A 25,895-nucleotide genomic window follows, 5' to 3' on the forward strand; every position below is an offset into this window, starting at 1 on the left:
CAATGCATGCCCGGAGCAAGATGTGACGACAAAATTCGATGAGCTGCTGGGACAGTTCCACGCCTATCTTGCTTCCGTCGATGACGCCCTGGTGCGCGAGGCCGTGGCGCGCATCGGCTGGGATATGCCGGCCCGCGATCTGGAGCCGCATCCGCTTGGTTGCCTGCGTCATCTCGATCGCGCGGCTGAGCTGGCGCCGATGGCCGCCAAACCGCTGGTGCAATTGCTGGCGCGGCAGCGCAACGACCTCCATTGGGGGCAGACTTACAGCGAAGCGGATTTCGGAAAAGATTTCGTCGACAATTACGGGTGGCTGGAAATGTTTGGCACGCGTGGCCATTTCGCCAATGACGAGGTCGCGGCCGGGCTGCTGATTCTTGGGCCCGGAATCGTCTACCCCGACCATCATCACGTCGCCGAGGAGATCTATGTTCCGCTGACCGGCGGCACCGAATGGCGCATGGGCGAAGGCGGTTTTCGCACGCGTGAAGCCGGCGAGATCATCCACCACGCTTCCAATGTCAACCACGCCATGTGCACGGGCAAGGACCCGCTGCTGGCGCTTTATATCTGGCGCGGCGGGCCTCTGGCGCAGAAGTCCACGATCACCGGAACCGCGACGCAGGGCCGGAACTGATGGCCAAGGCGATCATGCTGCAAGGGACGGGTTCGGATGTCGGCAAGACAGTGCTGGTCGCTGGGCTGTGCCGCGTCGCCAGGAATCGCGGCCTGAAGGTGCGGCCGTTCAAACCGCAGAACATGTCGAACAACGCCGCCGTCGCCGATATTCCCGGTGACAACAACCATGGCGGCGGCGAGATCGGCCGCGCGCAATGGCTGCAGGCGATCGCTTGCGGCGCTGCGCCGTCGGTCCATATGAACCCGGTGCTGCTCAAGCCGCAGACCGATGTCGGCGCCCAAGTCATCGTCCAGGGCAAGGTGTTCGGTGAAGCGCGGGCGCGCGACTATCAGGCACTGAAGGGCCGGCTGATGGACGCCGTACTGGACTCCTGGGCGAAGGTCGGCGAAGGCGCCGACCTCGTCATCGTCGAGGGCGCCGGCTCGCCAGCCGAGATTAACCTTCGCAGCCGCGACATCGCCAATATGGGCTTTGCCACGCGCGCCGACGTGCCCGTGGTGCTGGTCGGTGACATAGATCGTGGCGGCGTCATCGCCTCGGTCGCCGGTACGCACCTGATCCTGCCCGAAGAGGACCGGCGCATGATCGTCGGCTACCTCATCAACAAGTTCCGGGGCGATGTTTCCCTGTTCGACGATGGCTTGAAGGCGATCGAGAAATTCACCGGATGGCGCTGTTTTGGCGTCGTGCCGTGGCTGAAGGCTGCTGTCCGGCTGCCCTCGGAGGATTCCGTGGTGCTGGAGCGGCTGGCGTCCGGCGAGACGCGCGCGCTGAAAGTGGTGGTGCCGATGCTTGGCCGCATCGCCAATTTCGACGACCTCGACCCGCTCAAGGCCGAACCGCAGGTCGAAGTGGTGTTCGTGCCGCCGGGAAAACCGCTGCCGGCCGATGCCGGGCTGGTGGTCATTCCCGGCTCGAAGTCGACGATCGGAGATCTCCTGAAATTTCGCGAGAATGGCTGGGACCGGGATCTGGCCGCGCACCGCAAGCGCGGCGGCCATGTCGTCGGCATTTGTGGTGGCTTCCAGATGCTTGGCCGCATGGTGCGCGATCCCGATGGCATCGAAGGCAGCGTCACCGAGGCCGAAGGGCTCGGCCTGCTCGATATCGAAACGGTGATGGAGCCGGAGAAGACAGTGCGCAATGTCAGTGCCCGCTCGGTGCCGTTCGACCAGCCGCTCGCGGGCTACGAGATCCATCTCGGCCGCACCACCGGCCCGGACACCAGGCGACCGTCTGCGATCATCAACGGCGTCGAGGATGGCGCGATCTCGGCCGACGGCAAAGTGATCGGCACCTATATGCATGGCCTGTTCGGCGCCGACGGCTTTCGCGGGAAATTCCTCGAAAGCTTGGGTGTCAGGGGCGGTGGCATCGATTATCGCGCCGAGGTCGAGCGGGCGCTGGACGAGGTCGCCGCCGAGCTGGAAACCCATCTCGACTGTGATGCGATTTTTTCACTGGCACGTTGAAGGTCAGGCCTTCTCACCGGCCTTCGGCCAGTAGGTGCCGAACGACCAGACATTGCCTTCGGGATCGCGGCAGATGAATTCGCGGCTGCCATAATCGCGGTTCGTCAGTTCCTGGATGATCGTCGCGCCGGCCTTCCTGGCCTTGGCATAGGCGGCGTCGGCATCGTCGACCGCGATATAGATCGACTTGCCGCCGCCTGAACCGGGTTCGCCGACCATCTTGCCGTAGTCGTCGTCGCGCACGGTGCCGAGCATGATCATCGAGGAGCCGAAGACCAGTTCGGCATGGTGCACGACATCGCCTTCGCCATAGCGGGCACGGACGCTGAAACCGAAGGCTTCACAGAGCCAGTCGATCATTTTCGCCGCGTTTTTGTAACGCAGGGCAGGATAGAGGCGGGGGGCTTCAGTGGTCGCAGGCATGGGAACCTCCTTCATCTGGGTTGGTCGATGCCTCACTTTGTTCGAAGGCTGTTCCAGCGTCTTGAAGAAATGTTACCTGGCGGAAAGTGCCGTCGGCGTTTCGCCGGCAAGAACGCGGAACTCGCGCACCAGATGCGCCTGGTCGGCATAGCCGCAATCGGCGGCGACGTCGGCCCAGTCGACGGTCTGTTGCCTCGACAGGCGGAGCGCCCGGTTGAAGCGGACGATGCGCGACAGCATCTTGGGGCCGATGCCGGTTGCGTCTGAGAATTTGTCGGCGAGGTGTTTGCGGCTCCAGCCCAGCCGCTCGGCAATGGATGCAATCCGGGTCCGGCCGCCGGATGCGATGATGCGGTCATAGGCCCAGGCGATTTCGAGCGGCGTATCAGTGGCGCTCTCAAGGCGGGCGGCGACGAAGGCTTCGGCAATATCGAAACGCGCCGTCCAGTCAGGCTCATTGCCGAGCCGTTCGCGCAGCACCAAACCTTCCCCGCCAAGCACGTCATCGAGGACGACCATGCTGTCAGTCAATTCGCTCATCGGCAGGCGGAAGAAGCGGCGTGCGCCAAGAGGGGTGAAATTGACCTGGACGCAGCAGGCGCCGCCGAAGGATTCGATCATCACCGGCCCGGCATAGAGGCCGGCGGCGAAACTGGCGAAACGGTCATTATCGCCAGGAGCCTTGCCAAGGCCGATGGCAAAGGGCTCGGCGAAACTGATCACCAATGGTATGGTCAGCGAAGCATATTCGATGTTGCGGAAATGGCCGAGGGCAGTTTCGCGGTAGCCGCAGATGTCGGTGACGACACCAGCGAGCTTAGCGCTGGGCACGCGCCGCAGCATCTCGAAGCGACCGGCAATGGACTGGTCGCGTTCCTTGCGGTGTTGCATCTCCACCGGCATCGCTTTCCTCCGTAGCGGAGAATCTAGCAGACCACCGCCCAAAATCAAAAGCGCCCGGCTTTTGACCGGGCGCTCCGAGTTGCCTGGGATTTCTCGTGTCTATACGCCGCGCATCAGGCAGCCGGCGGCAAGCACGATGTAAGCGACAAGCATGATCCACACCGATGCGAGCGGAATGAACGCAAGGACGCCAAGTGCCGCAAGAATGCCGATGATGGCGATAACAAGGGAGCTGATGAAAACAATCTGGGTAGGCGCGCTGAGATTCATGTCTGATCCCCCCAGCATGATTCGATCAATGTCATTGTAACAGGAGCGTGATCACACACCAATCATGACACGCAGCGGGTTGGCCGGATCGGCCAGCAGCTTCACGGCTAGGGCCACGCAGACGATCACCAGCAGCGGCTTGATCAGTTTGGCGCCGATGCGCATGGCGAGGCTGGCGCCAACGTGCGCGCCGAGGAACTGGGCAACGCCCATTATCAGGCCGATCTTCCAGGAGATGACGCCGACAGCGGCAAAGACGATGAAGCCGCCAATGTTGGAAGCGAAATTGAGCAGTTTGGTGTGCGCGGTCGCCTTGAGCACGCCGTAGCCGGCAAGAGCGACGAAGGCAAGCATGTAGAAGGAGCCGGCGCCGGGACCGAACACGCCGTCATAGAAGCCGATGGCAGGCACCAGCGTCAGTCCGAACAGGAAGGGCGACAGGCGCTCGGCGCGGTCGACGTCGTTCATGTTGGGCTTCAGCGCGAAATAGAGCGCGATGGCGATCAGCACGAGTGGCAGCAGCGCCCGCAGCAGATCGCCTGGGACGATCGTCGCCAGCAAGGCGCCGAGCGCACTTCCGACCAATGCCAGCAGCGCCGACGGTAATTGCCGGCGCAGGTCGACATAGCCCTTGGAGGCATAGTGGATAGTCGCCGACCCCGAGCCGAACATGCCTTGCAGCTTGTTGGTTCCAAGCGCCTCGACGGGGGTGAAACCGGCAAGCAGCAGTGCTGGGATGGTGATCAGCCCGCCGCCGCCGGCGATCGAATCGACAAAGCCCGCGGCAAAAGCCGCGAAGGCGAGCATGGCGACGGTCTGGGTGGTGAGATCGATCATCTGATATTCGGAGATGTCTGGCGGGCTAGGACAGGGGCGTTCGACCACGGCCACCCTGTTTGCGCAAGACCGATTCCGCGCTAACTCTATTCAAGAGGAATCGGAAGGGGCTGCTCATGGCGTTCGCACTGCTCGACCAGATACGTTCGATCTTCGACGGGGACCCGGGTGTGCGCAAGGTGGCGGACGATCCCGTGCTGTCGGCGGAACTCCTGATGCTGTTCCGCATGATCCTGGCCGACGGCACGGTCAGCGAGAGCGAGATGGTTGCCTTCCGGCGCATCTGCAAGGACGCCTTCGGCATTCCGGAAACCAGCATCGATGCCGTCATCGAATATCTCAATGAATTCGGCTACGAGACCAACGGCTCGCAGGCGATCGCACTGTTCCGCGATCTCGACGTCGAACGGCGCAAGCAATTGGCCCAGCACATGGCGGAGATCGCCAAAGCGGATTCACAACTGGCCGAGAGCGAGGTGCGCCTGTTGCGCCGCACGCTCGATCTTCTCGACATCAGCCCGGTCGATGTGGTCAAGCCGGACGAGTAGGGGGACCGGCAGCTCACCCCTGTTCCTGCATTCGTTTCGCGATCGCCCGGTGCAGATCTGGCGCTGCGGCGACCAGAGCTTGCGCCGCCTCGGATTGCGGGTGGACCAGCACCTCGCTCGTCTTGCCGCGCTCCACGATCTTGCCGTCATGCATGACCAGCACTTCGTCCGTGATGGCGCGGGCGACGGTCAGGTCATGGGTGATGAAGAGATAGCCGATGCCGAGTTTCTGGTTGAGCCCGGCGAACAGGTCCAGGATCTGCGCGCGGATCGAGACATCGAGCGCCGACACCGGCTCGTCGGCGACCACCAGTTTTGGGCGGGTGATGATGGCGCGGGCGATCGACAGACGCTGGCGCTGGCCACCGGAAAATTCGTGCGGATACTTGTCCATGTCTCGTTGATCGAGGCCGACCTCGTGCAGCGCATGCGCCACCATCTCGCGGCGTTCGGCGCGCGTCGGTTTTTTCTCCAGGACATGCAGAGGTTCGGCGACCAGTTTTTCGACCTTCTGGCGCGGATCGAAGGAGCCGTAAGGGTCCTGGAAGACGACCTGCATGTCGCGCCTGGCCGGCTTCAGTTCGGCTTCGCTCTTGCCAGTGACGGTCTCGCCGCGAAACCGGATTGTGCCCGAGTTCGGCCGGTCCAGTGCCAGGATCATGCGGGCAAGGGTAGACTTGCCGCAGCCGGAGCGGCCGACCAACGCCACCGACTGGCCCGGCGCCATCGACAGGGAGACGCCGTCGACCGCACGAATGTCAGGCGCGCGCCTGAACAGCGAGATGCGGCGGCCGTGATAGTCGCGCGTCACGCCCTCGACCTCGAGCAGAGGTTGGCTCGATCCGGCGCCGTGCGGTCTGGCGCGTGCAGGCACATGCATCGAAGCCTGCGCCAGCTGGCGCGTATAGGGGTGCAACTGACCGGACAGCGTGGGCGCCGTGTCGCCGGCCTCCATCACCTCGCCATGGCGCAGGATGGTGATGCGGTCGGCCATCTCGGTCACGACAGCGAGATCATGCGAGATCAGCAGCAGGCCCATGCGGGTCTCCGCGACGAGGTCGCGCAGGAGATCGAGGATCTGCGCCTGCAGCACCACGTCGAGCGCGGTCGTCGGCTCGTCGGCGATCAAAAGCTTCGGCTTCAGCGCGCAGGCGATGGCGATGACGACGCGCTGGCGCTGGCCGCCGGACAGTTCGTGCGGGTAGCGTGACAGCGGGAATTTTGCTTCGGGCAAGCCGACGCGATCGAGCATTTTTCGCGCCCGCTCCTCGGCGTCGGCACGGCTTGCCCTGGTGTGCCAGCGTATGCCTTCCGCGACTTGTTCGCCGATCGTCTTGACCGGATTGAGCGCTGTCATCGGTTCCTGGAACACCATGCCGATGTCGTCGCCGCGGAGCGCGCACATCTGGTCCTCGGTTGCCGTCAGGATATCGATGCCGTCGAATGTGACGCGCCCGGTGGCGCGTGCGGCATGGGGCAGGAGCCGCATCACGGTCAGGGCGGTCATCGATTTGCCCGAGCCGGATTCGCCGACTAATCCCATCACCTCGCCGGGCGCGACGGAGAGCTCCATGTTCTTCAAGATCTGCGTGTTGCCGATGGTCAGCGACAGATTGTCGACTTCGAGCAGGCTCATCGCTGCCGCCGCGATTTAGGATCGAGAATGTCGGCGATGCCGTCGCCCAAAAGGTTCAGGCCGAGCACGGTGACGACGATCGCCATGCCGGGAAAGATCGCCATCCACGGCGCCACCACCATGCGCGTCTGGGCGTCGAACAGCATGCGGCCCCAGCTCGGCATTGGCGGCTGCGCGCCGAGGCCGAGATAGGAAAGCCCGGCCTCGGCCAGGATGCCCAGCGCGAACTGGATGGTGCCTTGCACAAGAAGAAGCGTGGCGATGTTGGGCAGCACATGTTCGATCGATATCTGCGTGCTGCTCTTGCCTGCGGCGCGCGCGGCAAGGATGAATTCGCGCGGCCAGACGGCAAGCGCGCCGGCGCGGGCAACGCGGGCAAAGACCGGGATGTTGAAGATGCCGATGGCGATGATCGCATTGACGGCGCCCGGCCCGAAAATGGCGGTGATCATGATCGCCGACAGCAGCGCGGGGAAGGCAAAGACGAGATCGTTGACTCGCATCAGCGCCTCGTCGACAAGGCCGCCGCGCGCCGCGGCGAAGGCGCCGAGCGGCACGCCGACACCCATGCCGATACCGACGGCGACCAGCGCCACGGCGATCGAATTGCGGGCGCCGACCATGACCATCGACAGGATGTCGCGGCCAAAATGGTCGGTGCCGAACCAATGGGCCAGCGAGGGGCCTTGCGTCTTGTCGGCTATGACCAGCTTCGTCACATCGTAAGGCGTCCAGACATAAGAGACCATGGCCATCGCCAGGATCAGTACGGTGATGACGAAGCCGGCGACGAATGCGGTATTCCCAAATGCCTTGGCCAGGATGCTGCGGAACGTCTCGTCGGGAATGTCGATGCGTAGCGTCATTGCCGGGTCCTCAGGCGGGGATCGACCACCGCATAGGAAAGGTCGACAACGAGGTTGACGACAATGACGGCGGCGACCAGCAGCATGACGACGCTTTCGACGACGATCAGGTCGCGCTGGGTAATCGCCTGGAACACCAGCCGGCCGAGGCCGGGCAAATAGAAGACATTCTCGATGATGATGGTGCCGGCGAGCAGGAAGGCGAATTGCAGGCCAAGGATGGTCAGCACCGGGATCATGGCGTTGCGCAGCGCGTGCCGCCAAAGCACGGCGCGATAGGGCAGGCCCTTGGCCCGGGCGGTGCGGATATAGTCCTCGTTCAGCACCTCGATCAGCGCCGAACGGGTAACGCGCGCCAGGATCGCCGCTTGCGGCAAGGCAAGCGCCACCGCCGGCAACAGCAGCGATTTCAGCGCTGGCCAGGCGCCGGCGCCCCAGCCGGGAAAACCTCCTGCCGGGACCAGTCGCAGCCAGACGGCGAAGACATAGATCAGCATCAGCGCGAACCAGAAATTGGGCACGGCGACGCCAAGCTGTGCCACGCCCATCGCCACCGTGTCGCCGGCCCGTCCGCGCCGGCTGGCGGAAAACAGGCCGACCGGTATGGCGATGATGGTGGAAAGGGCAAGCGCGATCAGCGCCAGCGGCAGCGAGACGGCAAGCCGTTCACGCACGAGATCGATCACCGGTACCGAATAGGTATAGGAGCGGCCGAAATCGAGGCTGAGCAGGCCGCCGGCCCAATGAAGGTAGCGCCAAGCCAGCGGCGCGTTGAGACCCATCTGGTTGCGCAAGAGTTCGACCTGGTCGGCGCTGGCGTTCATGCCCAGCATCAGCCGCGCCGGGTCGCCGGGGAGGATTTCCAACACGGCGAACACCACCATCGAGGCCAGGACCAGCGTGGCGATGGCGATGGCGAGGCGCTTGAGGAGGTAGGCGGTCATGTGAGGCGAGGGAGCGAGGCGCGCACCACGAACCTCACTCGCTCCACTTCACCTTGGTGAGATCATTGGCCTGGATCGGCGCGTTCTCCCACAGGCCTTGGAGCTTGGCGTCCCAGACGCCGACCTTCGGCAATTCGTAGAGGAAGCCGACCACGGCGTCGTCGGCCAGGATCTTCTGCGCCTCGCCAAGCAATTCCTTGCGCTTGGTTTCGTCGGAGGTGAGGTTGAGGTCGGCAATTATCTTGTCGAAGGTCGGATTGTCGTAGTTGAAGTAGTAGTCCTTGCGCGAATAAATATCGATGTCATTGGGTTCGGTGTGGGAGACGATGGTCAGGTCGTAGTCCTTCTTGGTGAATACCTGGTCCAGCCACTGCGCCCATTCGACCGGGATGATCTCGAGGTTGATGCCGACATCGCGAAGCTCCGAGGCGATGATCTCGCCACCCAGCCGTGCATAGCTGGGCGGCGGCAGTTTCAGCGTCGCCTTGAAGCCGTTCTCCAGCCCGGCTTCCTTCAGCAACTCCTTGGCCTTGTCGACATTGTGCGGATAGAGGCCGGTGAGGTCGACATAGTCCTTGTTGGCTGGCGACATGTGGGAGCCGATCGGCAGGCCAAGGCCGGCGGAGGCTCCGTCGATGATCGCCTTGCGGTCGAGCGCGTAGGAGATCGCCTGCCTGACCTGCAGCTTGTCGAAAGGCGGCTTCTTGTTGTTGATCGCCAGGATGGTCTCACCCTCGGTCGAGCCGATCACCACCTTGAAACGCGGGTCGTCCTTGACCTGTGCCAGACTGTCGGGATCGAAGAAGGGAAAGGCCTGGATGTCACCGGACAGCAGCGCCGGCACATAGGCCGCGGCATCTGGGACGATGCGGAACTCGACCTTGTCGAGGAACACCGGAGCGCCCCAGTAGTGGTCGGCCTTTACCAACGTGATCGACGATCCCTTGGCCCAGTTCCGGAACTTGAACGGGCCGGTGCCGACAGGGTTTTCCTTGTTGGTGTCGGCGGATTTCGGCGACACCATCACCGCGTCGCCCCAGCCCATATTGTAGAGGAACGACCCTTGCGGGTTCTTCAGCGTGACCTTGACCGTCGCCGGATCAATGACGTCAACCTTGTCGATGGCCGCGAACAGGCCCTTCTGCGCATTGACCGAATTGTCGGCGCGGGCCCGGTCGAGCGAGAATTTCACGTCGTCGGCGCTGAAATCGGCGCCATCGTGGAATTTGACGCCGGTGTGGAGCTTGAACGTATAGACCTTGCCGTCATCGGAAATGGTCCAGCTCTGGGCCAGATCCGGCAGAACCTCGCCATTGGGCCCGATCCGGGTCAGGCCCTCGAAGACATTGGCGTAGAGCACTTCCTTGATGGCGGCGGCGGCACCCGCGGTTGGATCGAGATGCGGCGGCTCGAGCGGAATGCCGATGACCAGGTCGGTCCGGGCTGCGAAGGCATGGCTTCCGGCGGCCAGCGCAAGGACCGTCGCGGCCAGAATGGTTTTCCACAGTCTCATCGTGCGACTCCCCATGCGTTCAGGCTCAAACCGGGCGATAGAAGCGTGATTTCGCGCGGGAGTAAATTGCGTTTCGTGCTGTGCGCGTGGCCGGGAATGTTTTTCTTCGGTAGCCATGTTGATCGGTCGAAGCTCGCCCCGTGTGAGACCTATCCAGCGGCAGTGCCACGCAGCAGCACGTTGAGGCCGATGGCCATCACCTTGGCCGATTCCACCATGTCCGATATGCCGACCCATTCGTCCGGCCGGTGGGCGAGGTCGAGAATACCCGGGCCATAGGCGATGCAGTCATAGATATGACCGATGCGGGCGATGTGCTTCTGGTCGTAGGTGCCGGGCGAAATGACATAGTCGGGCTCGCGGTCGAAGATCGCGTGAATGCCTTGCGCCACCGCCTTGACCACGGGCGCGTCGCGTTCGGTCATCAGCGGCAACACTTCCATCAGGTCGCGGATTTCATAATCGAACTTTTTGCGCTCGCGCTTCAGCCGGTCGAGAATACTCGTCACCTCGCTTTTGACCGTGGCGAGATCCTCCTCGAGCAGGAAGCGCCGGTCGATGGTCAGCCGGCAGGAATCGGGCACGTTGGGCGAGGGCAGTCCGGGCCGGAAATCCTCGGTCTGGCCGCCATGGATGGAATTGATGTTCATGGTCGAGCGTCTGGCGCCTTCCGGCACCACCGGCATGCGCGTCATCTTGCGGTCTAGTGCCGGAAACAATTCGTCCTCGAAGGCCCGCAGTACGGCACCCATGTGGCGCACTGCATTGTCGCCGAGAAACGGCATCGAGCCGTGCGCGATCTCGCCCTTGGTCTCGATCTCCGCCCACCAGACACCGCGATGGCCAAGGCAGATGCGGTCCTTGTTGAGAGGCTCGGGGATGATGACGTGGTCGACCTTGGGCTTCGAAAAATAGCCGAGCCCGGCCAGATGGGCGACGCCGCCGAAGCCGCCGGATTCTTCGTCGACCGTTCCAGAGATCTCGATGGCGCCGGGAAAGTCGGGGAAGATTTCCATGAAGGCTTCGACGGCGATGATGGAGGCGGCGAGGCCGCCCTTCATGTCGCAGGCGCCGCGGCCATAGAGCTTGCCGTCCCTGACGATGCCGGCGAAGGGATCCACCGTCCAGCCTTCGCCAGCCTCGACCACGTCGATATGCGAATTGAAGTGGACGCAGGCGCCTGGTGACCGTCCATCGAACCGCGCAACGACATTGACGCGCGGATAGCGATCGGTGTCGCCGGGCGTGCCTTCGGCGCGGATGAACTCGGTCTCGAAGCCCCGCTTTCTTAGCCGCGCACCGATATATTCGGCGCATGGCCGGTAGGCTTCGCCGGGCGGGTTGATGGTTGGAAAACGAATGAGGTCGGCGGTCAGCGCCACCAACTCGTCGCGCCTGATATCGATTGCCTCGAGGAGTCGCTCGTTCATGCCACAAGTTGAGCAGCGATCCCGACAGTTTTGCAAGCCCGTCGATCAAACCCCGTGTGGCATGTCGTTGCGGCAACTACTGCGGGAAATCGTTCAAATTTGCTGCAATGGATTGGGGAATTGGTCAAGGAGTGTGTGGTATCCCATTCACCTGCCGTTAAAAAAGTGAAAAACAACTTGATGGTGGACATGCAAGGGGCAATCAAAGGGGTTTGATCGCATGAAAAAGTTTTTACTTGTGGCCGCGATGCTGGCGGCCGCGTTGTTTGGCACATCTATCGCAAGCCAGGCGGCGATGCTTGAAGCAAATATCGATGTGTCGTCGCAGACTATGACAGTAAGATATGGCCTGGAGGTTTATCGGTGGACGGTGTCCACCGCGCGTCCAGGTTACTTCACGCCGCGCGGCACCTACCGCCCGCAGCGGACCGCACGGATGTGGTATTCGAAAAAGTACCATATGTCGCCGATGCCATATTCTGTGTTCTTCCACGGCGGCTACGCCATTCATGGCACGGGTGCGGTGCGGCAACTTGGACGTCCGGCGTCGCACGGATGCGTACGGCTGCACACGGCCAATGCCGCGACCTTCTATGCGATGGTGCGGGAAGTCGGATTCGGCAATACGCGCATTGTCGTCACCAATTAGGCGATTGGCGGTTCGCTGATACTGGCTTTGTCTGCCGGCGGAGGAACTCACTTTCCCGCCGGGGCCTTTGCTCAGGTGTTTGAGACGGGAGCCGGCTTGGTGTGCTTTTTTCGCCGCCAGTTGCTGATTTCCCACCTTTTGTGGAACCACATCCACTGGCCGGGATCCTCGCGCACCCAGCGCTCGACGACGTCGTTCAGCATCTGGGTGGTGGCGTGGACGTCGACGCTGCCGTCGGCCGTGCGCGGCAGGACCAGCTTGTCCTCGATCTCGAGCCGGAAGCGGTTGCCCGGCAGCCTGACGCAACGCGCCGGGTAGACATCGCAGTCATAGTGACGGGCAAGAGTGCCGAGCACGCGGTTGCTCTGGCAGGGACGGCCGAAGAAGGTGGTGTCCAGGCCGTTGGAGAATTTCTGGTCGACGAGAACGCCGATATTGCCGCCATTCTCTAACACCCCAGCCAGCGCGAACGAGGCACCGGCCATCGAAGGCAGCAGGCCTCCCATGGTCGATCGCCTTGTCGAAAGGATGTAGTCGGCGAGGTAGGGATTGTTGGGCGGCCGAAACAGCGCGGTGATGTTCATGCCGAATGTCGCCGCCGCCACCGGCAGCAATTCGAAATTGCCGAGATGGCCGGTGAAGACGATGTGCGGCTGCTTTTCGGCCGCGATCTCGACGAAATGCTCTGTTCCCTTGACCTCGACCCGACCCGGCTTGCCGGCGGCGGGGTCATAGTCGAACAGGGCGTCGAGGAAGATGTATTCGGCCGCAAGGCGGGCCATGTTGCCCCACATGTCGGAGGCGATGGCCTGGATTTCGCCATAACTCTTTTCCGGATAGGCCTTGCGCAGATTGTCGATGGCGACTTGGTGGCGTCCGACCCTTGGGCCAATGAGGCGAGCTGTGCGGTCGGCAAAATTCAGCGCGCTGTCGACCGGCAGCAGGCGCAGCAGCGACATGATGATCATCGCCGCGCGCGCGACAACCCAGTAATTCACCTGGCGCAGTTGTCTGCCATAGCGAAATTTCAGGTCGCGGCGAAGCTTCTTGAGCACGGAAATCGAGGCTCTAGGCGACGCGCAGGATGATCTTGCCGAAGACGTCGCGGCCTTCCATGCGCTTCAGCGCGGCATCGATGTCGTCGAAGCCGACCTCGGTGTCGATGACCGGCGTGACTTGCCCCGCCGCCATCTTCTGCATGGCGTTGGCTATATTCTCCATGCGGCAACCGAAGGATCCAAGCAGTTTCAACTGCTGCTGGAAGAGCTGCATCAGGTTGATCTGCGTCGACACGCCCGAGGTCGAGCCGCAGGTCACCAGGCGGCCACCGCGCTTCAGGCACAGCATCGAGCCGGCAAAGGTGTCGGTGCCGACATGCTCGAACACGACGTCGACGCCTTTCTTTTTCGTCAGCTTGCGCACGACGCCTTCGAAGCGGTCGTCGCGGTAGTTGATGACATGATCGGCGCCGAGTGCCTTGGCCTTGTCGATCTTGTCGTTCGAACCGACAGTGGTGATGATCGTGCAGCCCATCCGCTTGGCCAGCTGGATCGCCGCCGAGCCGATGCCCGATCCGCCGGCATGGACGAGGATCGTCTCGCCAGGCTGCAGCCTCGCATTGTCGAACAGCATATGCTCGACGGTGCCGAAGGTGACCGGAGCAACCGCGGCTCCGATATCGGTCACGCCAGGTGGCGCGGGGACCAGCAGGCGCGCCGGTAGGTTGATCTTCTCTTGCGCGAAACCGTCGAGATGGAAACCGTGAACGCCCGAAACATGTTCGCAGAGATTGTCGCGGCCTTCACGGCAGGCGCGGCAGAGGCCGCAAGTGCGGGCGCCATAGATCGACACCAATTGTCCGGGCAGCAAGCTGGAAACGCCGGGACCGACCGCCTCGACCTCGCCGGAGGCCTCGGCGCCGACGACCAGTGGCAGCTTGCGCTTGGCGAAGGCCATGCCACGCCAGCCCCAGACGTCGATGTGGTTCAGCGCCACCGCCTTGATGCGCAGCGTGACTTCGCCAAGCGCGGGCGGCGGCGGGGGTGGCAGGTCCACCGTTTCAAGGCGGCGGTCCTCGATAAGTTGCAGTGCGCGCATGGAGCCTGTCGGTTTCTGTTAAGCGGAAAGGGCTCGCTTAGACCGGTTCCCGCGCCATGACAAGGCAAGTGTTCTGGCCGCCGAAGCCGAAGGAGTTCGACAGTACGGTGCGAACCTGCGCATCGCGCTTCTTGTTCGGCACGACGTCGAGCACGATCGCCGGGTCGGGATTGTCATAGTTGATGGTCGGGGGAATGACGCTTTCGCGCATCGTCATCAGCGAAAACGCCGCTTCGACCGCGCCCGCCGCAGACAGCGTGTGGCCGATCATCGACTTGTTGGACGAGATCGGCATCGAGCCAATGCGCTCGCCAAACACCGTCGACAGCGACAGGTGCTCCATCTTGTCGTTTTCCGGCGTCGAGGTGCCGTGTGCATTGACATAGTCGATCTCGTCGTCGCCGAGGCCCGCATCGGCAAGTGCGGCCCGGACAGCGGCAATCGCCGGCGAACCGTCCGGCTTGGAGCGGGTGCGATGGAAATCGTCGGCCTTTTCGCCACAACCGCTAAGGATGCCGAGAACAGCGGCCCCTCGGGCAAGCGCTGCCTCCAGCGATTCCAGCACCAGAGCACCGGACCCTTCAGCCAATACGAAGCCGTCACGGTCCTTGGAAAACGGCTTGGAAGCCTTTTCCGGATTATCGTTGTGGGTGGAGAGAGCCGACAGCAGCGAGAAGCGGATCAGCGCCTCGGCGGTCGCCGAGCCGTCGGCGCCGATCGACAGCGCCTGGTCGCATTCGCCACGGCGGATCGCCTCGACGCCGAGCTGGATGGCGGTGGCGCCGGAGGCGCAAGCGGTCGAGAGCGTGATCGGCAGGCCGCGCGTGCCGAAGCGGTCGGCGAGCCGGTCGGCGATCGAGCCGAACTGGGTGGTTTCGAAGACATCGAGTTCCTTCAGGCCGCGCGCCACGCGCAGCAGCCTTTCGGCGCCGGAATCCTGCTTGTCGGAATTGTAGAGCGCGAAGCGGTCGTGCCAGTCGAGTTCGACCGGCGGCGAGGCAAGAAAGAGAGGACCGCCGAAATCACCGGCATTCAGGCCGGCTTCGCCGACAGCCTCCTGCGCCGCCGTTTCCGCCAGCTCATAGGTGAGGAGGCTTGCTCCCCTGGAGCTCGACGGCAGAAAATCGACCATGCCGGAGATGCGCGTGTTGAGGTGATCGACCGGGAAACGGGTGATCGGGTGGATGCCCGACTTGCCCGAGGTCAGCGCCGCCCAATTGTCTGATTTGCCGACGCCGAGCGAGGTCACCACGCCGATGCCGGTCACGGCGACAATCGGCCTGCCCATGTGATCTCTGAAATTGGCCATCCGGGAGCCCTCTTGATCTCTGCAGCACGATCGCGAAAACGCCGCCTCAAGCGGCGTTGACCAGCGCCATGCCCTCGAATTGGTGATAACCGATCGCCGTTGCAAGGACGCTCGCGGGAATGCCTTCAAACGGCTTTTCGGCCGCGGCGTCAAAGACGGGGTAGGCGGCCTTGCGGTCGACGGCGAGTGCCGCCAGCGCCACGGCGAAGGGAAACTGTGCTTCCTTCATGTGCCCGGTCAGTGTCGCGAAACCGCGCGCCGATATCGCCGGATTAGCGTCGAGCGCCGCCTTTTCGGCTGATGTTGCCGCATGCGCGCCGGATGCGCCCGACATGGCGAGCAGCTTGCCGTTCGGCTGCGCCGCCTGCTTGAGCAGGAGAGCGATCTCGGCGTCGAGTTCTCCGCGCGCCCGCCTGGCGCGGCCGGAGACGACAGGTCCAAGCTCAGCGTAAATCCTGCGCCCGCGGCTTGCCGCGTGTTCGCGCTGCTCGAGCACCAGGAAGGCGCCGCCGGAACCCGACACGACGCCGCCGCCCTCGGCGCCCTGCCTTTGCCAGACAGGCTTCCATGGGCCGCGATGCAGATAACCGGCGAGCTCATAGCCGAGCAGCATGTCGGAATGTTCGGTCTGGAAGGCGCCGCCGACCAGGATGTGCGTCGACTGGCCGGAACGGATGCGCGCTGCCGCCGTCTCGACGGCGGCGACGCCGGCACCTTCCTCACCCATGAAGGTGCGCGAGGATCCCGTCACCTTGTGGACGATGGAGATGTTGCCGGCGAGCAGATTGGAAAGCTGCGCCAGGAACAGGGTTGGGCGCAGCTCGGTGGTCAGCTTCTCGTTGAGCAGCACGTCGCGGTCGTTGCGGCTCTCCGACGCGGCGAGAATGTCGGCGTCCACGGCCTCGTCGCGCTCACCGCCGCCGGCGGCCACCACCATGTCCATGGTGGTGCAGAGTTCGTCATTGCCCTTGATTCCGGCATCGTCCAGCGCAAGTCCGGCGGCATAGGTGCCGAGCCGCTGCCATGTCTCCATCTGGCGCTGGTCGCCCCGCTTGGCGATCTGCAGGTTCCAGTCGATTTCGGGCAGTGGATGAACCGTGTAGGGCGCAAAGCGCGCGGCTTCGAGCACCGGCTTCTGGCTGGGCTGCGCCAGCTTCTGCCAGTGGGTATCAGGACCTTCCCCCAGCGAGGAAACAAGGCCGATACCTGTGATGACGACGTCGTGCGGGCTGCTCATGAGCGGCTTTGTGGGTCAGGTGACGGAGCGCGTCAAGTCACGCGCCCTGTGACCTCAGGCGGTCTTGGCGGCAACCAGCGCGTCGATCTTGGCGCACAGGTTCTTCATGACGAAGTAATCGTCGGTCGAAGCCTTGCCGTCATTGACTTCCTGGGTCCACTTTTCCAGCGGCACCTTGATGCCGAATTCCTTGTCGATGGCGAAGACGATGTCGAGGAAGTCGAGGCTGTCGATGCCGAGATCGTCAATGGTATGGCTCTCGGGCGTGATGGTGTCGATATCGATCTCGCTGGTGTCGGCAATGATCTTGGCGACTTTGTCGAACGTGGTGGAGTTCGTCGTGGACAAGGGCTTTTCCTTCTTTGCGGGCGGAATCTGTCCGCAGCTTGTTTGGGCGCTGTCTAATCGGTTTTTCCCGGCAGGAAAAGGCCTGATAAGCCGGGCGCAGATGGGTAGCGCGGCAAGGAAACGCAAGAAGGGCTGCCGGTTGACCCGGCGGCCCTTCCATTGACGTAACGTAAGCTCAGCTGTCATTTCGGCAACACGATCATATTACCGGTTTTTTGTACCAATGTACCATGGTAGCATTCCTGTCATGGACATTGAACGCGTGCAGACCGGGGTCCGTCTGGAAAAACGATTGGTGAAGGTGCTCAAGGCCCTAGCCGAGCATGGCGATATGAGCCTCGGCGATCTCATCGAAGGCATCGTGCTGCATGCTTTCGAAGGCCAGACGCCGTTTTCGCCGGCGACCCTGGAAACGATCAGCCAGCTGAAACGTATCTACGGGCTGGAACTTGGCGCGGCGGACAGCCACCGTCTGACCGAACGGAGGAGAACGGCGGATGACGAGCCATCTTGAGCGCCGCCACGATATCGTCCTTTCCGGGGCGGTCGAACGCGTTTTTCCGCTGTTTACGCCGATCGGCGAAACCTTGTGGGTAGAGGGCTGGCATCCGGAGTTTCTGCACCCGCAAAGTGGCGAAACGCGGCAAGGCATGGTCTTCCGGACCGTTCATGGCGATGAGACAACACTCTGGGCCTGCACTGACTGGGATCCACTGGCACATCGCGTTCGCTATGTCAGGGTCACGCCGGATTCGCGTTTCGGATTTGTCGAGGTGGCGTGTCAGGCTGTGGACGGAGGCACACAGGCATCGATTGCCTATGCCTTCACGGCGTTGAACGCCGCCGGCGAGACCCATCTATCGGCGCTGACGGTGGACGCATATGAGCATATGATCGAGGCGTGGAAGGTCCGCATCGACGCGTGGCTGCTTACAAACGCGTCAACTGGTTCCGACGGTCACTAGAAGGTGACGCGGCCAAGCACGCGCAGGCCATTGCCCTGCGGCTCTACCACCACGGCCTCGCCTTCGCGCGGCGACACGCCGGTCAGCGCAACGATATTTTCGAGATGGGTAACCATGACCAGATTGTCGGAACCGGTATAGGCGCGGATTTCCTTCATCACCGCCGCGATCTGCGCCGCCTTCTCGGCCGCGTCGCTCTTCAAGAGGTCGAGCGGTGCGAACAGTTCCGGCTCAATCTCGAAGGCGGTGCGCGCCGTGTCGAGGCAGCGGCAATAGCGGCTGGACAGAAGGCGCGCGATGGGAGCCGCGCGGGCGGCAAACAGGGCGCCGATCTTGCTTGCCTGCTGCTTGCCGCGCGCCGACAGATTGACCTGGGTGGCGCAATTGCCGATGTCGAAATTGGCCGGGTCGGTGGTGCCGGTGACCATGGCGTGGCGCAGCAGCACGACATGGCCGCCGTCGCGCAGCAGCGCCCAACCGGCGTCCGTCGCGTGCGCGGCGGCGGGGACGACAAGCAGGAACAACGCCAAGGCAAACCGGATCATCGCCACCCTTCCATGAGACCGCATCGGGCTCCAACCATTCGCATATAGGGATTGGAAAGCGGGCACAAAGACAAGCCGGGAGTCGGCCGCGTTTCAGGCCTCACTTTTTGGCGAGTTGATGCTTCACCAGGTTGATCTTCTGGTCGGTGAACGGGATGGGGATCGTGTAGCCGGCTTCGGTAAAGCTTGCCAGCCGACGATGATCAAATTCGGGCGCGATTGCGCCGCGACCGTGGGTCGCCTATCCCTGAAAAATGTCTCCGCTCATAGAAACCGTCCTGTTCGTCTTCAGTCTTGTCGCGCTCGGCTATCTGGCTGGGCTCACAGGCTATTTGAGACCGGCGAGCGGCGAGGGGATATCCGACTTCGCGGTTTCGGTGGCAATGCCACTGCTTCTGTTCCAGACCATGGTCAAGGCGGATTTCCACGGCGTGGCGCCATGGCCGCTGTGGGGCGCCTATTTCACCGCCGTGGCGATCACCTGGGCCGCCGGCCATGTCGTCACCACGCGGATCTTCGGACGCGACGCGCGCGCCGGGGTCGTCGGCGGCGTATCGTCCGCCTACTCCAATGTCGTGCTGCTCGGCGCTCCCTTCATCCTTGGTATATTCGGTCCGAGCGGCTTCGAAGTGCTGTCGCTGTTGGTCTCGGTGCATCTGCCGATCATGATGATGGCTTCGATCGTGCTGTTCGAGATGTTCGGCCGGGGCAGCGGCGAACATGTGCATCCGTTGCGGGTCCTGCGCGGCTTCCTGAGGCGGCTGTTCATCAACCCGCTGATCATCGGCATTCTCCTGGGGCTGGCATGGCGGCTCAGCGGCGTGCCGCTGCCCGGTCTCGTCATGCGGCTGGTCGATGCGCTGGCGAATACGGCCGGGCCGGTGGCGCTGTTTGCCATGGGGCTCAGCCTGCGCCGCTTCGGCATATCAGGCAATGTACGGCCGGCGCTGGCGCTCTCGGTGCTGAAGCTGTTCCTGATGCCGGCGCTGGTTCTTGCCTTCGTTTGGCTGCTCGGCCTGCCGCCGTTAACGGCCAAGGTGGCGGTCGTGGTGGCGGCACTGCCCTCCGGCATCAACTCCTATCTCATCGCCGTCCAGTTCAACACCGGCCAGGCACTGGCGTCGAACCAGATGACCATCGCCACCGCCTGCGCGGTCATCACCACCGCCTTCTGGCTGACGGTTGTCCTGCATGTTTTCGGGTGAGGTTGACGACGGCGTCTGCCACTCGCTCTCGCCTTGCGCTGGTCCAACCCCTATATGCCATCTTGCGATTGCTTGCGGGGCTTTCCCTAGGTTAAGAGCAATGGCTCCAGCGCGCGGCTCTGCCTGCGCTTTACCGAAGACATCCAGATAGCGGCCCGTGAGCGCCGAACGGAGGCTAGACCATGCTTCAGAAAACCAGCCATTTCATGCGCCAGGCCAATCTCATCAATGGCGAATGGGTGCAGGCCGACAGCGGCCAGACGGTCGATGTGAACAATCCTGCCACCGGCCTCAAGATCGGCACGGTGCCGAAGTCGGGCAAGGCCGAGACACGCCGCGCCATCGAGGCCGCCGATGAAGCTTTCAAGACCTGGCGCAAGACGACCGCGCTCGAGCGCTCCAAGCTGCTGCGCAAGCTGCATGATGCGATGATGGACAATCAGGACGTGCTGGCCGAACTGCTCACCATCGAGCAGGGCAAGTCGCTGTTCGAATCCAAGGGCGAGATCGGTTCGGCTGCCGCCTACATCCTCTGGTTCGCCGAGGAAGGCCGCCGCACTTATGGCGACGTCGTGCCTTCGCCATGGGCGGATCGCCGCATCCTGGTGACCAAGGAACCGGTCGGCGTCATCGCCGCCATCACGCCATGGAATTTCCCGTCCTCGATGCTGGCCCGCAAGCTCGGTCCCGCACTCGCCGCAGGCTGTACCGCCGTCGTCAAGCCGGCCTCGCAGACGCCGTATTCCGGCCTCGCCTGGGGTGCGCTGGCCGAGGAAGTCGGCTTTCCCAAGGGCGTCGTCAACATCCTGACCGGTTCTGCCAGCGAGATCGGCGACGAAATCTGCGCCAATCCACTGGTATCGAAGATCACCTTCACCGGCTCGACCGAGGTCGGCAAGCTGCTCATCCAGAAGTCGTCGGTCACGGTCAAGAAGGTGTCGATGGAACTCGGTGGCAACGCGCCGTTCATCGTCTTCGACGACGCCGATATCGAGCGCGCCGTTGCCGGCGCGATCACGGCCAAATACCGCAATTCCGGCCAGACCTGTGTCTGCACCAACCGCTTCCTCGTCCAGGCCGGCGTCTATGACAAGTTCGTCGAGAAGCTGGCGGCGGCCAGCAATGGCCTGAAGGTCGGTTCCGGCCTCGAAGAGGGTGTTCAGCAGGGACCACTGATCGACGAGAAGGCGGTCGAGAAGGTCGAGGAACTGATCGCCGACGCCACCGCCAAGGGCGGCAAGGTCGTTGCCGGCGGTCATCGCCATGCGCTGGGCGGCTCGTTCTTCCAGCCGACGGTGATCGCCAACGCGACGCCGAAAATGCGCTTCATGAAGGAAGAGATCTTTGGCCCGGTCGCACCCGTATTCAAGTTCGAGACCGAGGAAGAGGCCGTCGCGCTCGCCAACGACACCGAGTTCGGCCTTGCCTGTTATTTCTACACCGGCGATCTCGGCCGCGCCTTCCGGGTCATGGAAGGCTTGAAATACGGCATGGTCGGCGTCAATGAAGGCCTCATCACCACGCCGGAGGCACCGTTCGGCGGCGTCAAGGAATCCGGACTTGGCAAGGAAGGCGGACATCAGGGCATCGAGGATTACCTCGATACCAAATATGTGTGCATCGGCGGCCTCGGCCTCTGATAGGCTAGTGCTGGGGCAGGCTGGTAAACTTGCCCCAGGCTGATGAACCAGCCGAAGTCCTTTGGATCCACTGGCATTTGCGGGCATGATGATGAAGGACGGCGAGGTTTTCGGCACGACACAGGCAGGCGAACCGATCCGCCGCTTCACCATCAGGGGCGGCGGTCTCACCGCCAACATCATCGGGTTTGGCGCCATCGTCCAGGATCTGCGCCTGACCGGGCACGATGCGCCGCTGGTGCTCGGCTATAGCAATCTTGAAGCCTATGAGACTGATACCGCGTTCTTCGGCGCGGTGGTTGGGCGCTACGCCAACCGCATCGGTGGGGGCCGTTTCACAATTGGCGGCAACCGCTACCAGACCGAGCGCAACTTCCTCGACAAGCATACGCTGCATGGCGGCTCGCAAGGCTACTCCCACCGGCCATGGGCGGTTTCGCTGCATGGCCGGGATTTCGTTACGCTCACACTGCATGATCCCGACGGCGCGATGGGCTTTCCCGGCGCGCTCGACGTTACCTGCACCTACCGGCTGAAAATTCCCGGCACGCTCAGCGTCGAACTGACGGCGACCTGCGAGGAGCCGACGCCGTGCAATCTCACCCAGCATTCCTATTTCAACCTCGATGATGGCGGCACCGGCGACATTCTCGACCACAGGATGATGCTGAATGCCGGCGCCTATCTGCCTGTCGACGGCGACATGATCCCGACCGGCGTGGTCAAGCCGGTGGATGGCACGCCCTTCGATTTCCGCCAGGCGCGGCCGCTGCGCATGGAGACCGAGGGGGAGCAGCTTCCCTACGACCAGAATTTCTGCCTTGCCTCAGCGCGCGGACCGCTCCGGCAAGCGTCATGGACGCAAGGGGCGAATTCCGGCGTCGAGATGGAAGTCTGGACCACGGAGCCCGGTGTCCAGCTCTATACCGGGCAATATGTGACACCACGCACCGGCTTGGAAGGACGCAATTACAGAGCCCTCAGCGGCTTCTGCCTGGAGCCGCAAATATGGCCTGACGCGCCGAACCGGCCCTATTTCCCGCAGGCGACCCTATGGCCGGGGGCGATCTATCATCATGTGACCGAATACCGGTTCCGGCAAGGTTAGCTTTTCAGGACCTTGCCGAACGCCGCCTGCAGCGTCTCGAACGGCGCCAGTGCGCCGCGGACCTGCACGACGGCAGCGGCAACGCGGTGCGCGTGCTGGACAGCGTCCGCCGGGCCAAAACCGGCAAGCCGTGCGGCGAGATAGCCGCCGTTGAAGGAATCCCCGGCACCTGTCGTGTCCACGGGCATCGCGACATGGATCGCGGCGACCTCCCCCAGCGCTCCGCCCTCGGCGATCAACGCCGGCGCCTCGCCGTTCTTGACCACGACCTCATTGACCAATTGACCGAGGCGATCAGCGGTCGATTGCGGGGTGTCATCGCCGAACAGCATTTGCTCGTCCGGGAAGGTCGGCAGCGCGATGTCGGTGACGGCAAGCGCCTCGAAGATCGCCGCTTGCGCATCTTCGCGGCGCCGCCAGAGCCGTGGCCGGTAATTCGGATCAAAGGCGATCAGCGAGCCCGCCGCGCGTGCCTTGGCCACAGCCGCCAGAAGTGCCGTGCGTGCGGCGTCATCCAGAATTGCCAAGGTGATTCCAGAAAAGTACACAAGCGCCTGATTTTCCAGGTTTTTCGACAGTGCCGCCGGATCCGACGCGAGCTGGCGGGCGGCGGCGTCGCCACGCCAGTAGGTGAAAGAGCGCTCGGCACCGGTCAGCGTGATAGCATAGAGGCCGGGGCGCGCGCCATGTATCACCGGACTGGAGCCGATGCCGATGCCGTTTTCGGCAAAGAAAGCGATCTGACCTTGCGAAAAGGGGTCGTCGCCGAAAGCCGAGACATAGGTTGCGGGCCGGTCGCCGCTCAGCGCATGCAGCGCCCACAACGTGTTGAACGTGTCGCCGGCAAAGCCCATGCGCCAGTTCGGGCCGGTCTGGCCCGACAGTTCCAGCATGCATTCGCCGATCGAGGCGACGCCGTTTCCCACCATCTGCAATCCTCCAGTGATTTGGGTGCTGTAGCTTTTTGCCGGACGCAGCGCCATGCTTGGCAAGCAGGCATTTTTGCGCCACAGCGTTTTCCCACAGGCCGGTGGGATGCGATCCACCCGGCAGAACGTTGTCCGCAGAAGAGGAACCGGTTTGGCATCGTTATGGCGTTATCTCCTGGCAGGTCTTGGTCTGGCGGCTTTGCTGGTCGGCGTTCTCGCGGCCGTCTATCTGACGGCGCCGCATTCGGCACAGCCGGTCGGCCCGGATATCTCGCGGACGAAGAAAACCGACAACGGATTGTATGTAGCGAGCTTCGTGCCGGAACGCGGCGTGGTGCGGCAGGGGGAGCTGGAATCCTGGGTGCTGACGCTGAAGACAAAGACAGGCGCTTCGGTGGAGCGAGCCGCAATCGCCATCTCCGGCGGCATGCCGCAACACAATCACGGTCTGCCGACCAGTCCGCAGGCGACCGACTATCTCGGCGAGGGCCGTTATCGCATAGAGGGGCTCAAATTCACCATGAGCGGCTTGTGGCAACTGCGTTTCGCCATATCGTCCGGCGCGGGCTCCGACACTGTGCTGTTCAACGTGGTGCTGTGAGCGGTCGATGAGGCGCCTTTTCTGCTTTCTGGCGCTGACGGTGGCCGTGCTCCTTGGCGGTTGCGGCAAGCCGGATTTTTCCGACGCCGAGAAGAAGACGATTGCTTCGCTGGCATTGAACACACTGCCGGCGCTGAAACCGGACACCACCAATCGCTTTGCGGATGTGCCGGCCGCTGCCGCACTTGGCTCGACGCTGTTCTTCGACGCTGGGATGAGCCGCGACGGCACGGTGTCCTGTTCGACCTGCCACAAGATCGACCGCCAATTCCAGGACGACCTGCCGCAAGCGGTGGGGGTTGGCCGCACCAACCGGCGCACCATGCCATTGGCCGGTGTGGCGCGCGACCCCTGGTTCTTCTGGGATGGCCGCCGCGACAGCCTGTGGGCGCAGGCGCTGACGCCGCTCGAAAACCCGTTGGAACAGGCAGGCAACCGCACCGCCTACGCGCATTACATGAAGGCGCGCTTCAGCGAACGCTATGAGCGCATTTTCGGGCCATTGCCCGATTTTTCTGGCATTCCCCTGAATGCCAGCCCGCTTGGAAGCAATGCCGAAAAGGCTGCCTGGAACGCGATGAGCGGCGCGCAGCGTGATGCCGTCAACAGCGTCTATGCTAATATCGGCAAGGCGATCGCCGCTTTCGAACGCTCGATCGAACCGGCGCCGACGCGCTTCGACCGCTTTGCGCTGGACCTCGCCACAGGTGCCGAGCCGAAAGGCGATGCGGCCTTTTCGCGGGAAGAAATCCTTGGGCTGAAACTGTTCATCGGCAAGGCCAATTGCGTGACCTGCCACAACGGCCCGCGCTTCACCGACAACGGGTTTCACAACACGGGTGTGCCGCCTGTCGCGGATCTACCGCCGGATCGCGGGCGCGTAGACGCGGTAGCCCAGGTCGAGGCCGACCCGTTCAACTGTTTCGGCGCCTATCGCGATGGCGAGGCCAGTGCCTGCGGCGAGCTGCGCTTCATGGTCAAGGATGCGCCGGAACTGGTACGCGCCTACAAGACGCCGTCGCTACGCGGTGCGGCGACACGGCCGCCCTACATGCATGCCGGGCAGTTTTCATCGCTCGACGAGGTGGTGGCGCATTACGCCAAGGCGGCGCCAAGTGTCGAAGGGACATCCGAAATTCACCCGCTGGAGCTATCGGACCGCGAGCGCGCCGCCCTGGTGGCGTTCCTGAAGACACTGACGGAGTGATTACCGGTCCTTCACCGTCTCCATTGCCACGAAGGTCGAGGTCTGGGCGACGTGGGGCAGGGCCGAGATGCGTTCGCCGAGCACGCGGCGATAGGCGGCGATGTCCTTGGTGCGGACCTTCAGGAGATAGTCGAAGCTCGATGCCATCATGTGGCACTGCTCGATCTCCGGCACCGCCTGTACGGACCGGTTGAAGGCATCGAGCGCGGCGGATCGGGTGTCCGACAACTTCACCTGAACGAAGGCGACATGGCCTTCGCCCATGCGCTCGCGGTCGATGATCGCCTGGTAGCCCCTGATGTAGCCGTCCTTCTCCAATCGTTTCACCCGCGCCTGCACCGGCGTCTTGGAAAGACCGACCTTTGCCGCCAGTTCGGACATGGAAAGCCGGCCATTGCCGGCCAGTGCCGACAGGATGTTCCTGTCGATGCGGTCCAATTGGTCTTCTGTCATCGAGAACACAGCCCGAATAGGTAATTTATGGCGAAATCATAGATCAGTTGGGCTGCTCTGTCGATTTTTTCAGACCGCCTGAAATCTGGCACTTGTGCTAGCTTGCGCCATTCGGTCCGG

Annotated in this window: 28 protein-coding genes; 11 read left to right on the top strand and 17 right to left on the bottom strand. The window is 63.1% G+C overall.

Annotated features, from left to right (window positions below; all coding sequences use genetic code 11):
* The first annotated feature begins 22 nt into the window (after window positions 1-22).
* Window positions 23-637 carry a dimethylsulfonioproprionate lyase family protein gene (locus C7I87_RS17425; RefSeq protein WP_149905366.1) on the top strand — a complete coding sequence of 205 codons (615 nt, stop codon included), beginning with the start codon at window positions 23-25 and terminating at the stop codon, window positions 635-637.
* On the top strand, window positions 637-2,112 hold the full coding sequence (locus tag C7I87_RS17430; protein WP_149905367.1) for a cobyric acid synthase: 1,476 nt from the start codon (window positions 637-639) through the stop codon (window positions 2,110-2,112). The genes C7I87_RS17425 and C7I87_RS17430 overlap by 1 nt, the downstream gene beginning before the upstream one ends.
* 3 nt (window positions 2,113-2,115) lie before the next feature.
* Here the strand turns inward: C7I87_RS17430 and C7I87_RS17435 are convergent, their stop codons facing one another.
* The 4 genes from C7I87_RS17435 to C7I87_RS17450 form a co-directional block, all read right to left on the bottom strand.
* Window positions 2,116-2,535 carry a VOC family protein gene (locus C7I87_RS17435; protein ID WP_149905368.1) on the bottom strand — a complete coding sequence of 140 codons (420 nt, stop codon included), beginning with the start codon at window positions 2,533-2,535 and terminating at the stop codon, window positions 2,116-2,118.
* A gap of 72 nt (window positions 2,536-2,607) precedes the next feature.
* Window positions 2,608-3,438, bottom strand: a complete 831-nt coding sequence (locus tag C7I87_RS17440; protein ID WP_149905369.1) for a helix-turn-helix domain-containing protein — start codon at window positions 3,436-3,438, stop codon at window positions 2,608-2,610.
* Window positions 3,439-3,537: 99 nt separating this feature from the next.
* Window positions 3,538-3,708 (bottom strand): hypothetical protein, encoded by a 171-nt coding sequence (locus tag C7I87_RS17445; protein ID WP_149905370.1) that lies wholly within the window; start codon window positions 3,706-3,708, stop codon window positions 3,538-3,540.
* Between the two features lie 51 nt (window positions 3,709-3,759).
* Window positions 3,760-4,545, bottom strand: a complete 786-nt coding sequence (locus C7I87_RS17450) for a TSUP family transporter (protein WP_149905371.1) — start codon at window positions 4,543-4,545, stop codon at window positions 3,760-3,762.
* Window positions 4,546-4,661: 116 nt separating this feature from the next.
* On the opposite strand from C7I87_RS17450, the gene C7I87_RS17455 reads away from it, so the two are divergent.
* On the top strand, window positions 4,662-5,093 hold the full coding sequence (locus C7I87_RS17455) for a TerB family tellurite resistance protein (RefSeq protein WP_149905372.1): 432 nt from the start codon (window positions 4,662-4,664) through the stop codon (window positions 5,091-5,093).
* 13 nt (window positions 5,094-5,106) lie between these two features.
* Here C7I87_RS17455 and C7I87_RS17460 read toward each other — a convergent pair whose 3' ends face one another.
* The 5 genes from C7I87_RS17460 to C7I87_RS17480 form a co-directional block, all read right to left on the bottom strand.
* The gene (locus C7I87_RS17460; protein ID WP_149905373.1) at window positions 5,107-6,729 is read right to left on the bottom strand and encodes an ABC transporter ATP-binding protein; all 1,623 of its coding nucleotides are present in this window, start codon (window positions 6,727-6,729) and stop codon (window positions 5,107-5,109) included.
* Window positions 6,726-7,595, bottom strand: coding sequence for an ABC transporter permease (locus C7I87_RS17465; protein ID WP_149905374.1), 870 nt, complete (start codon window positions 7,593-7,595; stop codon window positions 6,726-6,728). Before C7I87_RS17465 ends, C7I87_RS17460 begins: the two co-directional genes overlap by 4 nt.
* Entirely contained in the window at window positions 7,592-8,539 is a 948-nt protein-coding gene (locus tag C7I87_RS17470; RefSeq protein ID WP_149905375.1) for an ABC transporter permease, read from the bottom strand. Before C7I87_RS17470 ends, C7I87_RS17465 begins: the two co-directional genes overlap by 4 nt.
* A gap of 34 nt (window positions 8,540-8,573) precedes the next feature.
* Window positions 8,574-10,052 (bottom strand): ABC transporter substrate-binding protein, encoded by a 1,479-nt coding sequence (locus C7I87_RS17475; protein WP_149905376.1) that lies wholly within the window; start codon window positions 10,050-10,052, stop codon window positions 8,574-8,576.
* Window positions 10,053-10,201: 149 nt separating this feature from the next.
* Window positions 10,202-11,482 carry an acetylornithine deacetylase/succinyl-diaminopimelate desuccinylase family protein gene (locus C7I87_RS17480; protein WP_149905377.1) on the bottom strand — a complete coding sequence of 427 codons (1,281 nt, stop codon included), beginning with the start codon at window positions 11,480-11,482 and terminating at the stop codon, window positions 10,202-10,204.
* 220 nt (window positions 11,483-11,702) lie between these two features.
* Here C7I87_RS17480 and C7I87_RS17485 point away from each other — a divergent pair, with 220 nt between their 5' ends.
* Window positions 11,703-12,131 (top strand): L,D-transpeptidase, encoded by a 429-nt coding sequence (locus C7I87_RS17485; protein ID WP_149905378.1) that lies wholly within the window; start codon window positions 11,703-11,705, stop codon window positions 12,129-12,131.
* 71 nt (window positions 12,132-12,202) lie between these two features.
* Here C7I87_RS17485 and C7I87_RS17490 read toward each other — a convergent pair whose 3' ends face one another.
* The 5 genes from C7I87_RS17490 to C7I87_RS17510 are packed head-to-tail and all read right to left on the bottom strand — an operon-like array spanning window position 12,203 to window position 17,122.
* Window positions 12,203-13,186, bottom strand: coding sequence for a lipid A biosynthesis lauroyl acyltransferase (locus C7I87_RS17490; RefSeq protein WP_188393884.1), 984 nt, complete (start codon window positions 13,184-13,186; stop codon window positions 12,203-12,205).
* Window positions 13,187-13,199: 13 nt separating this feature from the next.
* Window positions 13,200-14,228: a zinc-binding dehydrogenase gene (locus tag C7I87_RS17495; RefSeq protein ID WP_149905380.1), complete on the bottom strand. Its 1,029-nt coding sequence runs from the start codon at window positions 14,226-14,228 to the stop codon at window positions 13,200-13,202.
* Between the two features lie 37 nt (window positions 14,229-14,265).
* Window positions 14,266-15,537 (bottom strand): beta-ketoacyl-ACP synthase, encoded by a 1,272-nt coding sequence (locus tag C7I87_RS17500; protein WP_149905381.1) that lies wholly within the window; start codon window positions 15,535-15,537, stop codon window positions 14,266-14,268.
* Window positions 15,538-15,583: 46 nt separating this feature from the next.
* Window positions 15,584-16,774, bottom strand: a complete 1,191-nt coding sequence (locus C7I87_RS17505) for a beta-ketoacyl-ACP synthase (protein ID WP_149905382.1) — start codon at window positions 16,772-16,774, stop codon at window positions 15,584-15,586.
* 54 nt (window positions 16,775-16,828) lie between these two features.
* Entirely contained in the window at window positions 16,829-17,122 is a 294-nt protein-coding gene (locus C7I87_RS17510; protein ID WP_027029416.1) for an acyl carrier protein, read from the bottom strand.
* A gap of 247 nt (window positions 17,123-17,369) precedes the next feature.
* Here C7I87_RS17510 and C7I87_RS17515 point away from each other — a divergent pair, with 247 nt between their 5' ends.
* Both C7I87_RS17515 and C7I87_RS17520 read left to right on the top strand, forming a co-directional pair.
* Window positions 17,370-17,636, top strand: coding sequence for a hypothetical protein (locus tag C7I87_RS17515; protein WP_149905383.1), 267 nt, complete (start codon window positions 17,370-17,372; stop codon window positions 17,634-17,636).
* Window positions 17,620-18,087, top strand: a complete 468-nt coding sequence (locus C7I87_RS17520) for an SRPBCC family protein (protein WP_149905384.1) — start codon at window positions 17,620-17,622, stop codon at window positions 18,085-18,087. The genes C7I87_RS17515 and C7I87_RS17520 overlap by 17 nt, the downstream gene beginning before the upstream one ends.
* On the opposite strand, the gene C7I87_RS17525 is transcribed toward C7I87_RS17520, so the two are convergent.
* Window positions 18,084-18,632: a histidine phosphatase family protein gene (locus tag C7I87_RS17525; protein ID WP_149905385.1), complete on the bottom strand. Its 549-nt coding sequence runs from the start codon at window positions 18,630-18,632 to the stop codon at window positions 18,084-18,086. The genes C7I87_RS17520 and C7I87_RS17525 overlap by 4 nt on opposite strands.
* A 254-nt stretch (window positions 18,633-18,886) precedes the next feature.
* On the opposite strand from C7I87_RS17525, the gene C7I87_RS17530 reads away from it, so the two are divergent.
* The 3 genes from C7I87_RS17530 to C7I87_RS17540 all read left to right on the top strand — a co-directional run bounded on the left by C7I87_RS17530 (window position 18,887) and on the right by C7I87_RS17540 (window position 22,585).
* On the top strand, window positions 18,887-19,837 hold the full coding sequence (locus tag C7I87_RS17530) for an AEC family transporter (RefSeq protein ID WP_149905386.1): 951 nt from the start codon (window positions 18,887-18,889) through the stop codon (window positions 19,835-19,837).
* 182 nt (window positions 19,838-20,019) lie between these two features.
* Complete coding sequence (locus C7I87_RS17535; protein ID WP_149905387.1) at window positions 20,020-21,477, top strand: NAD-dependent succinate-semialdehyde dehydrogenase; 1,458 nt, start codon at window positions 20,020-20,022, stop codon at window positions 21,475-21,477.
* 85 nt (window positions 21,478-21,562) lie between these two features.
* Window positions 21,563-22,585, top strand: coding sequence for an aldose epimerase family protein (locus C7I87_RS17540; protein ID WP_149905388.1), 1,023 nt, complete (start codon window positions 21,563-21,565; stop codon window positions 22,583-22,585).
* Here C7I87_RS17540 and C7I87_RS17545 read toward each other — a convergent pair.
* Entirely contained in the window at window positions 22,582-23,514 is a 933-nt protein-coding gene (locus C7I87_RS17545) for a sugar kinase (RefSeq protein WP_149905389.1), read from the bottom strand. The genes C7I87_RS17540 and C7I87_RS17545 overlap by 4 nt on opposite strands.
* A 151-nt stretch (window positions 23,515-23,665) precedes the next feature.
* On the opposite strand from C7I87_RS17545, the gene C7I87_RS17550 reads away from it, so the two are divergent.
* On the top strand, window positions 23,666-24,115 hold the full coding sequence (locus C7I87_RS17550; RefSeq protein WP_149905516.1) for a FixH family protein: 450 nt from the start codon (window positions 23,666-23,668) through the stop codon (window positions 24,113-24,115).
* A gap of 7 nt (window positions 24,116-24,122) precedes the next feature.
* Window positions 24,123-25,322, top strand: a complete 1,200-nt coding sequence (locus tag C7I87_RS17555; RefSeq protein ID WP_149905390.1) for a cytochrome-c peroxidase — start codon at window positions 24,123-24,125, stop codon at window positions 25,320-25,322.
* Here C7I87_RS17555 and C7I87_RS17560 read toward each other — a convergent pair whose 3' ends face one another.
* Window positions 25,323-25,775: an Lrp/AsnC family transcriptional regulator gene (locus C7I87_RS17560; RefSeq protein WP_023769910.1), complete on the bottom strand. Its 453-nt coding sequence runs from the start codon at window positions 25,773-25,775 to the stop codon at window positions 25,323-25,325.
* Between the last annotated feature and the right edge of the window lie 120 nt (window positions 25,776-25,895).

The sequence above is a fragment of the Mesorhizobium sp. SARCC-RB16n genome (assembly GCF_008520305.1).
Classification (GTDB): domain Bacteria; phylum Pseudomonadota; class Alphaproteobacteria; order Rhizobiales; family Rhizobiaceae; genus Mesorhizobium.

Bases quoted from the DNA above. Each gene is read 5' to 3' on its own strand.
- C7I87_RS17480 (WP_149905377.1), bottom strand. From the start codon at position 11,482: ATGAACGAGCGACTCCTCGAGGCAATCGATATCAGGCGCGACGAGTTG.
- C7I87_RS17445 (WP_149905370.1), bottom strand. From the start codon at position 3,708: ATGAATCTCAGCGCGCCTACCCAGATTGTTTTCATCAGCTCCCTTGTT.
- C7I87_RS17465 (WP_149905374.1), bottom strand. From the start codon at position 7,595: ATGACGCTACGCATCGACATTCCCGACGAGACGTTCCGCAGCATCCTG.
- C7I87_RS17525 (WP_149905385.1), bottom strand. From the start codon at position 18,632: ATGATCCGGTTTGCCTTGGCGTTGTTCCTGCTTGTCGTCCCCGCCGCC.
- C7I87_RS17450 (WP_149905371.1), bottom strand. From the start codon at position 4,545: ATGATCGATCTCACCACCCAGACCGTCGCCATGCTCGCCTTCGCGGCT.
- C7I87_RS17435 (WP_149905368.1), bottom strand. From the start codon at position 2,535: ATGCCTGCGACCACTGAAGCCCCCCGCCTCTATCCTGCCCTGCGTTAC.
- C7I87_RS17430 (WP_149905367.1), top strand. From the start codon at position 637: ATGGCCAAGGCGATCATGCTGCAAGGGACGGGTTCGGATGTCGGCAAG.
- C7I87_RS17515 (WP_149905383.1), top strand. From the start codon at position 17,370: ATGGACATTGAACGCGTGCAGACCGGGGTCCGTCTGGAAAAACGATTG.
- C7I87_RS17535 (WP_149905387.1), top strand. From the start codon at position 20,020: ATGCTTCAGAAAACCAGCCATTTCATGCGCCAGGCCAATCTCATCAAT.
- C7I87_RS17545 (WP_149905389.1), bottom strand. From the start codon at position 23,514: ATGGTGGGAAACGGCGTCGCCTCGATCGGCGAATGCATGCTGGAACTG.
- C7I87_RS17555 (WP_149905390.1), top strand. From the start codon at position 24,123: ATGAGGCGCCTTTTCTGCTTTCTGGCGCTGACGGTGGCCGTGCTCCTT.
- C7I87_RS17495 (WP_149905380.1), bottom strand. From the start codon at position 14,228: ATGCGCGCACTGCAACTTATCGAGGACCGCCGCCTTGAAACGGTGGAC.
- C7I87_RS17460 (WP_149905373.1), bottom strand. From the start codon at position 6,729: ATGAGCCTGCTCGAAGTCGACAATCTGTCGCTGACCATCGGCAACACG.
- C7I87_RS17505 (WP_149905382.1), bottom strand. From the start codon at position 16,774: ATGAGCAGCCCGCACGACGTCGTCATCACAGGTATCGGCCTTGTTTCC.
- C7I87_RS17530 (WP_149905386.1), top strand. From the start codon at position 18,887: ATGTCTCCGCTCATAGAAACCGTCCTGTTCGTCTTCAGTCTTGTCGCG.
- C7I87_RS17560 (WP_023769910.1), bottom strand. From the start codon at position 25,775: ATGACAGAAGACCAATTGGACCGCATCGACAGGAACATCCTGTCGGCA.
- C7I87_RS17470 (WP_149905375.1), bottom strand. From the start codon at position 8,539: ATGACCGCCTACCTCCTCAAGCGCCTCGCCATCGCCATCGCCACGCTG.
- C7I87_RS17540 (WP_149905388.1), top strand. From the start codon at position 21,563: ATGATGATGAAGGACGGCGAGGTTTTCGGCACGACACAGGCAGGCGAA.
- C7I87_RS17455 (WP_149905372.1), top strand. From the start codon at position 4,662: ATGGCGTTCGCACTGCTCGACCAGATACGTTCGATCTTCGACGGGGAC.
- C7I87_RS17500 (WP_149905381.1), bottom strand. From the start codon at position 15,537: ATGGCCAATTTCAGAGATCACATGGGCAGGCCGATTGTCGCCGTGACC.
- C7I87_RS17475 (WP_149905376.1), bottom strand. From the start codon at position 10,052: ATGAGACTGTGGAAAACCATTCTGGCCGCGACGGTCCTTGCGCTGGCC.
- C7I87_RS17440 (WP_149905369.1), bottom strand. From the start codon at position 3,438: ATGCCGGTGGAGATGCAACACCGCAAGGAACGCGACCAGTCCATTGCC.
- C7I87_RS17485 (WP_149905378.1), top strand. From the start codon at position 11,703: ATGAAAAAGTTTTTACTTGTGGCCGCGATGCTGGCGGCCGCGTTGTTT.
- C7I87_RS17520 (WP_149905384.1), top strand. From the start codon at position 17,620: ATGACGAGCCATCTTGAGCGCCGCCACGATATCGTCCTTTCCGGGGCG.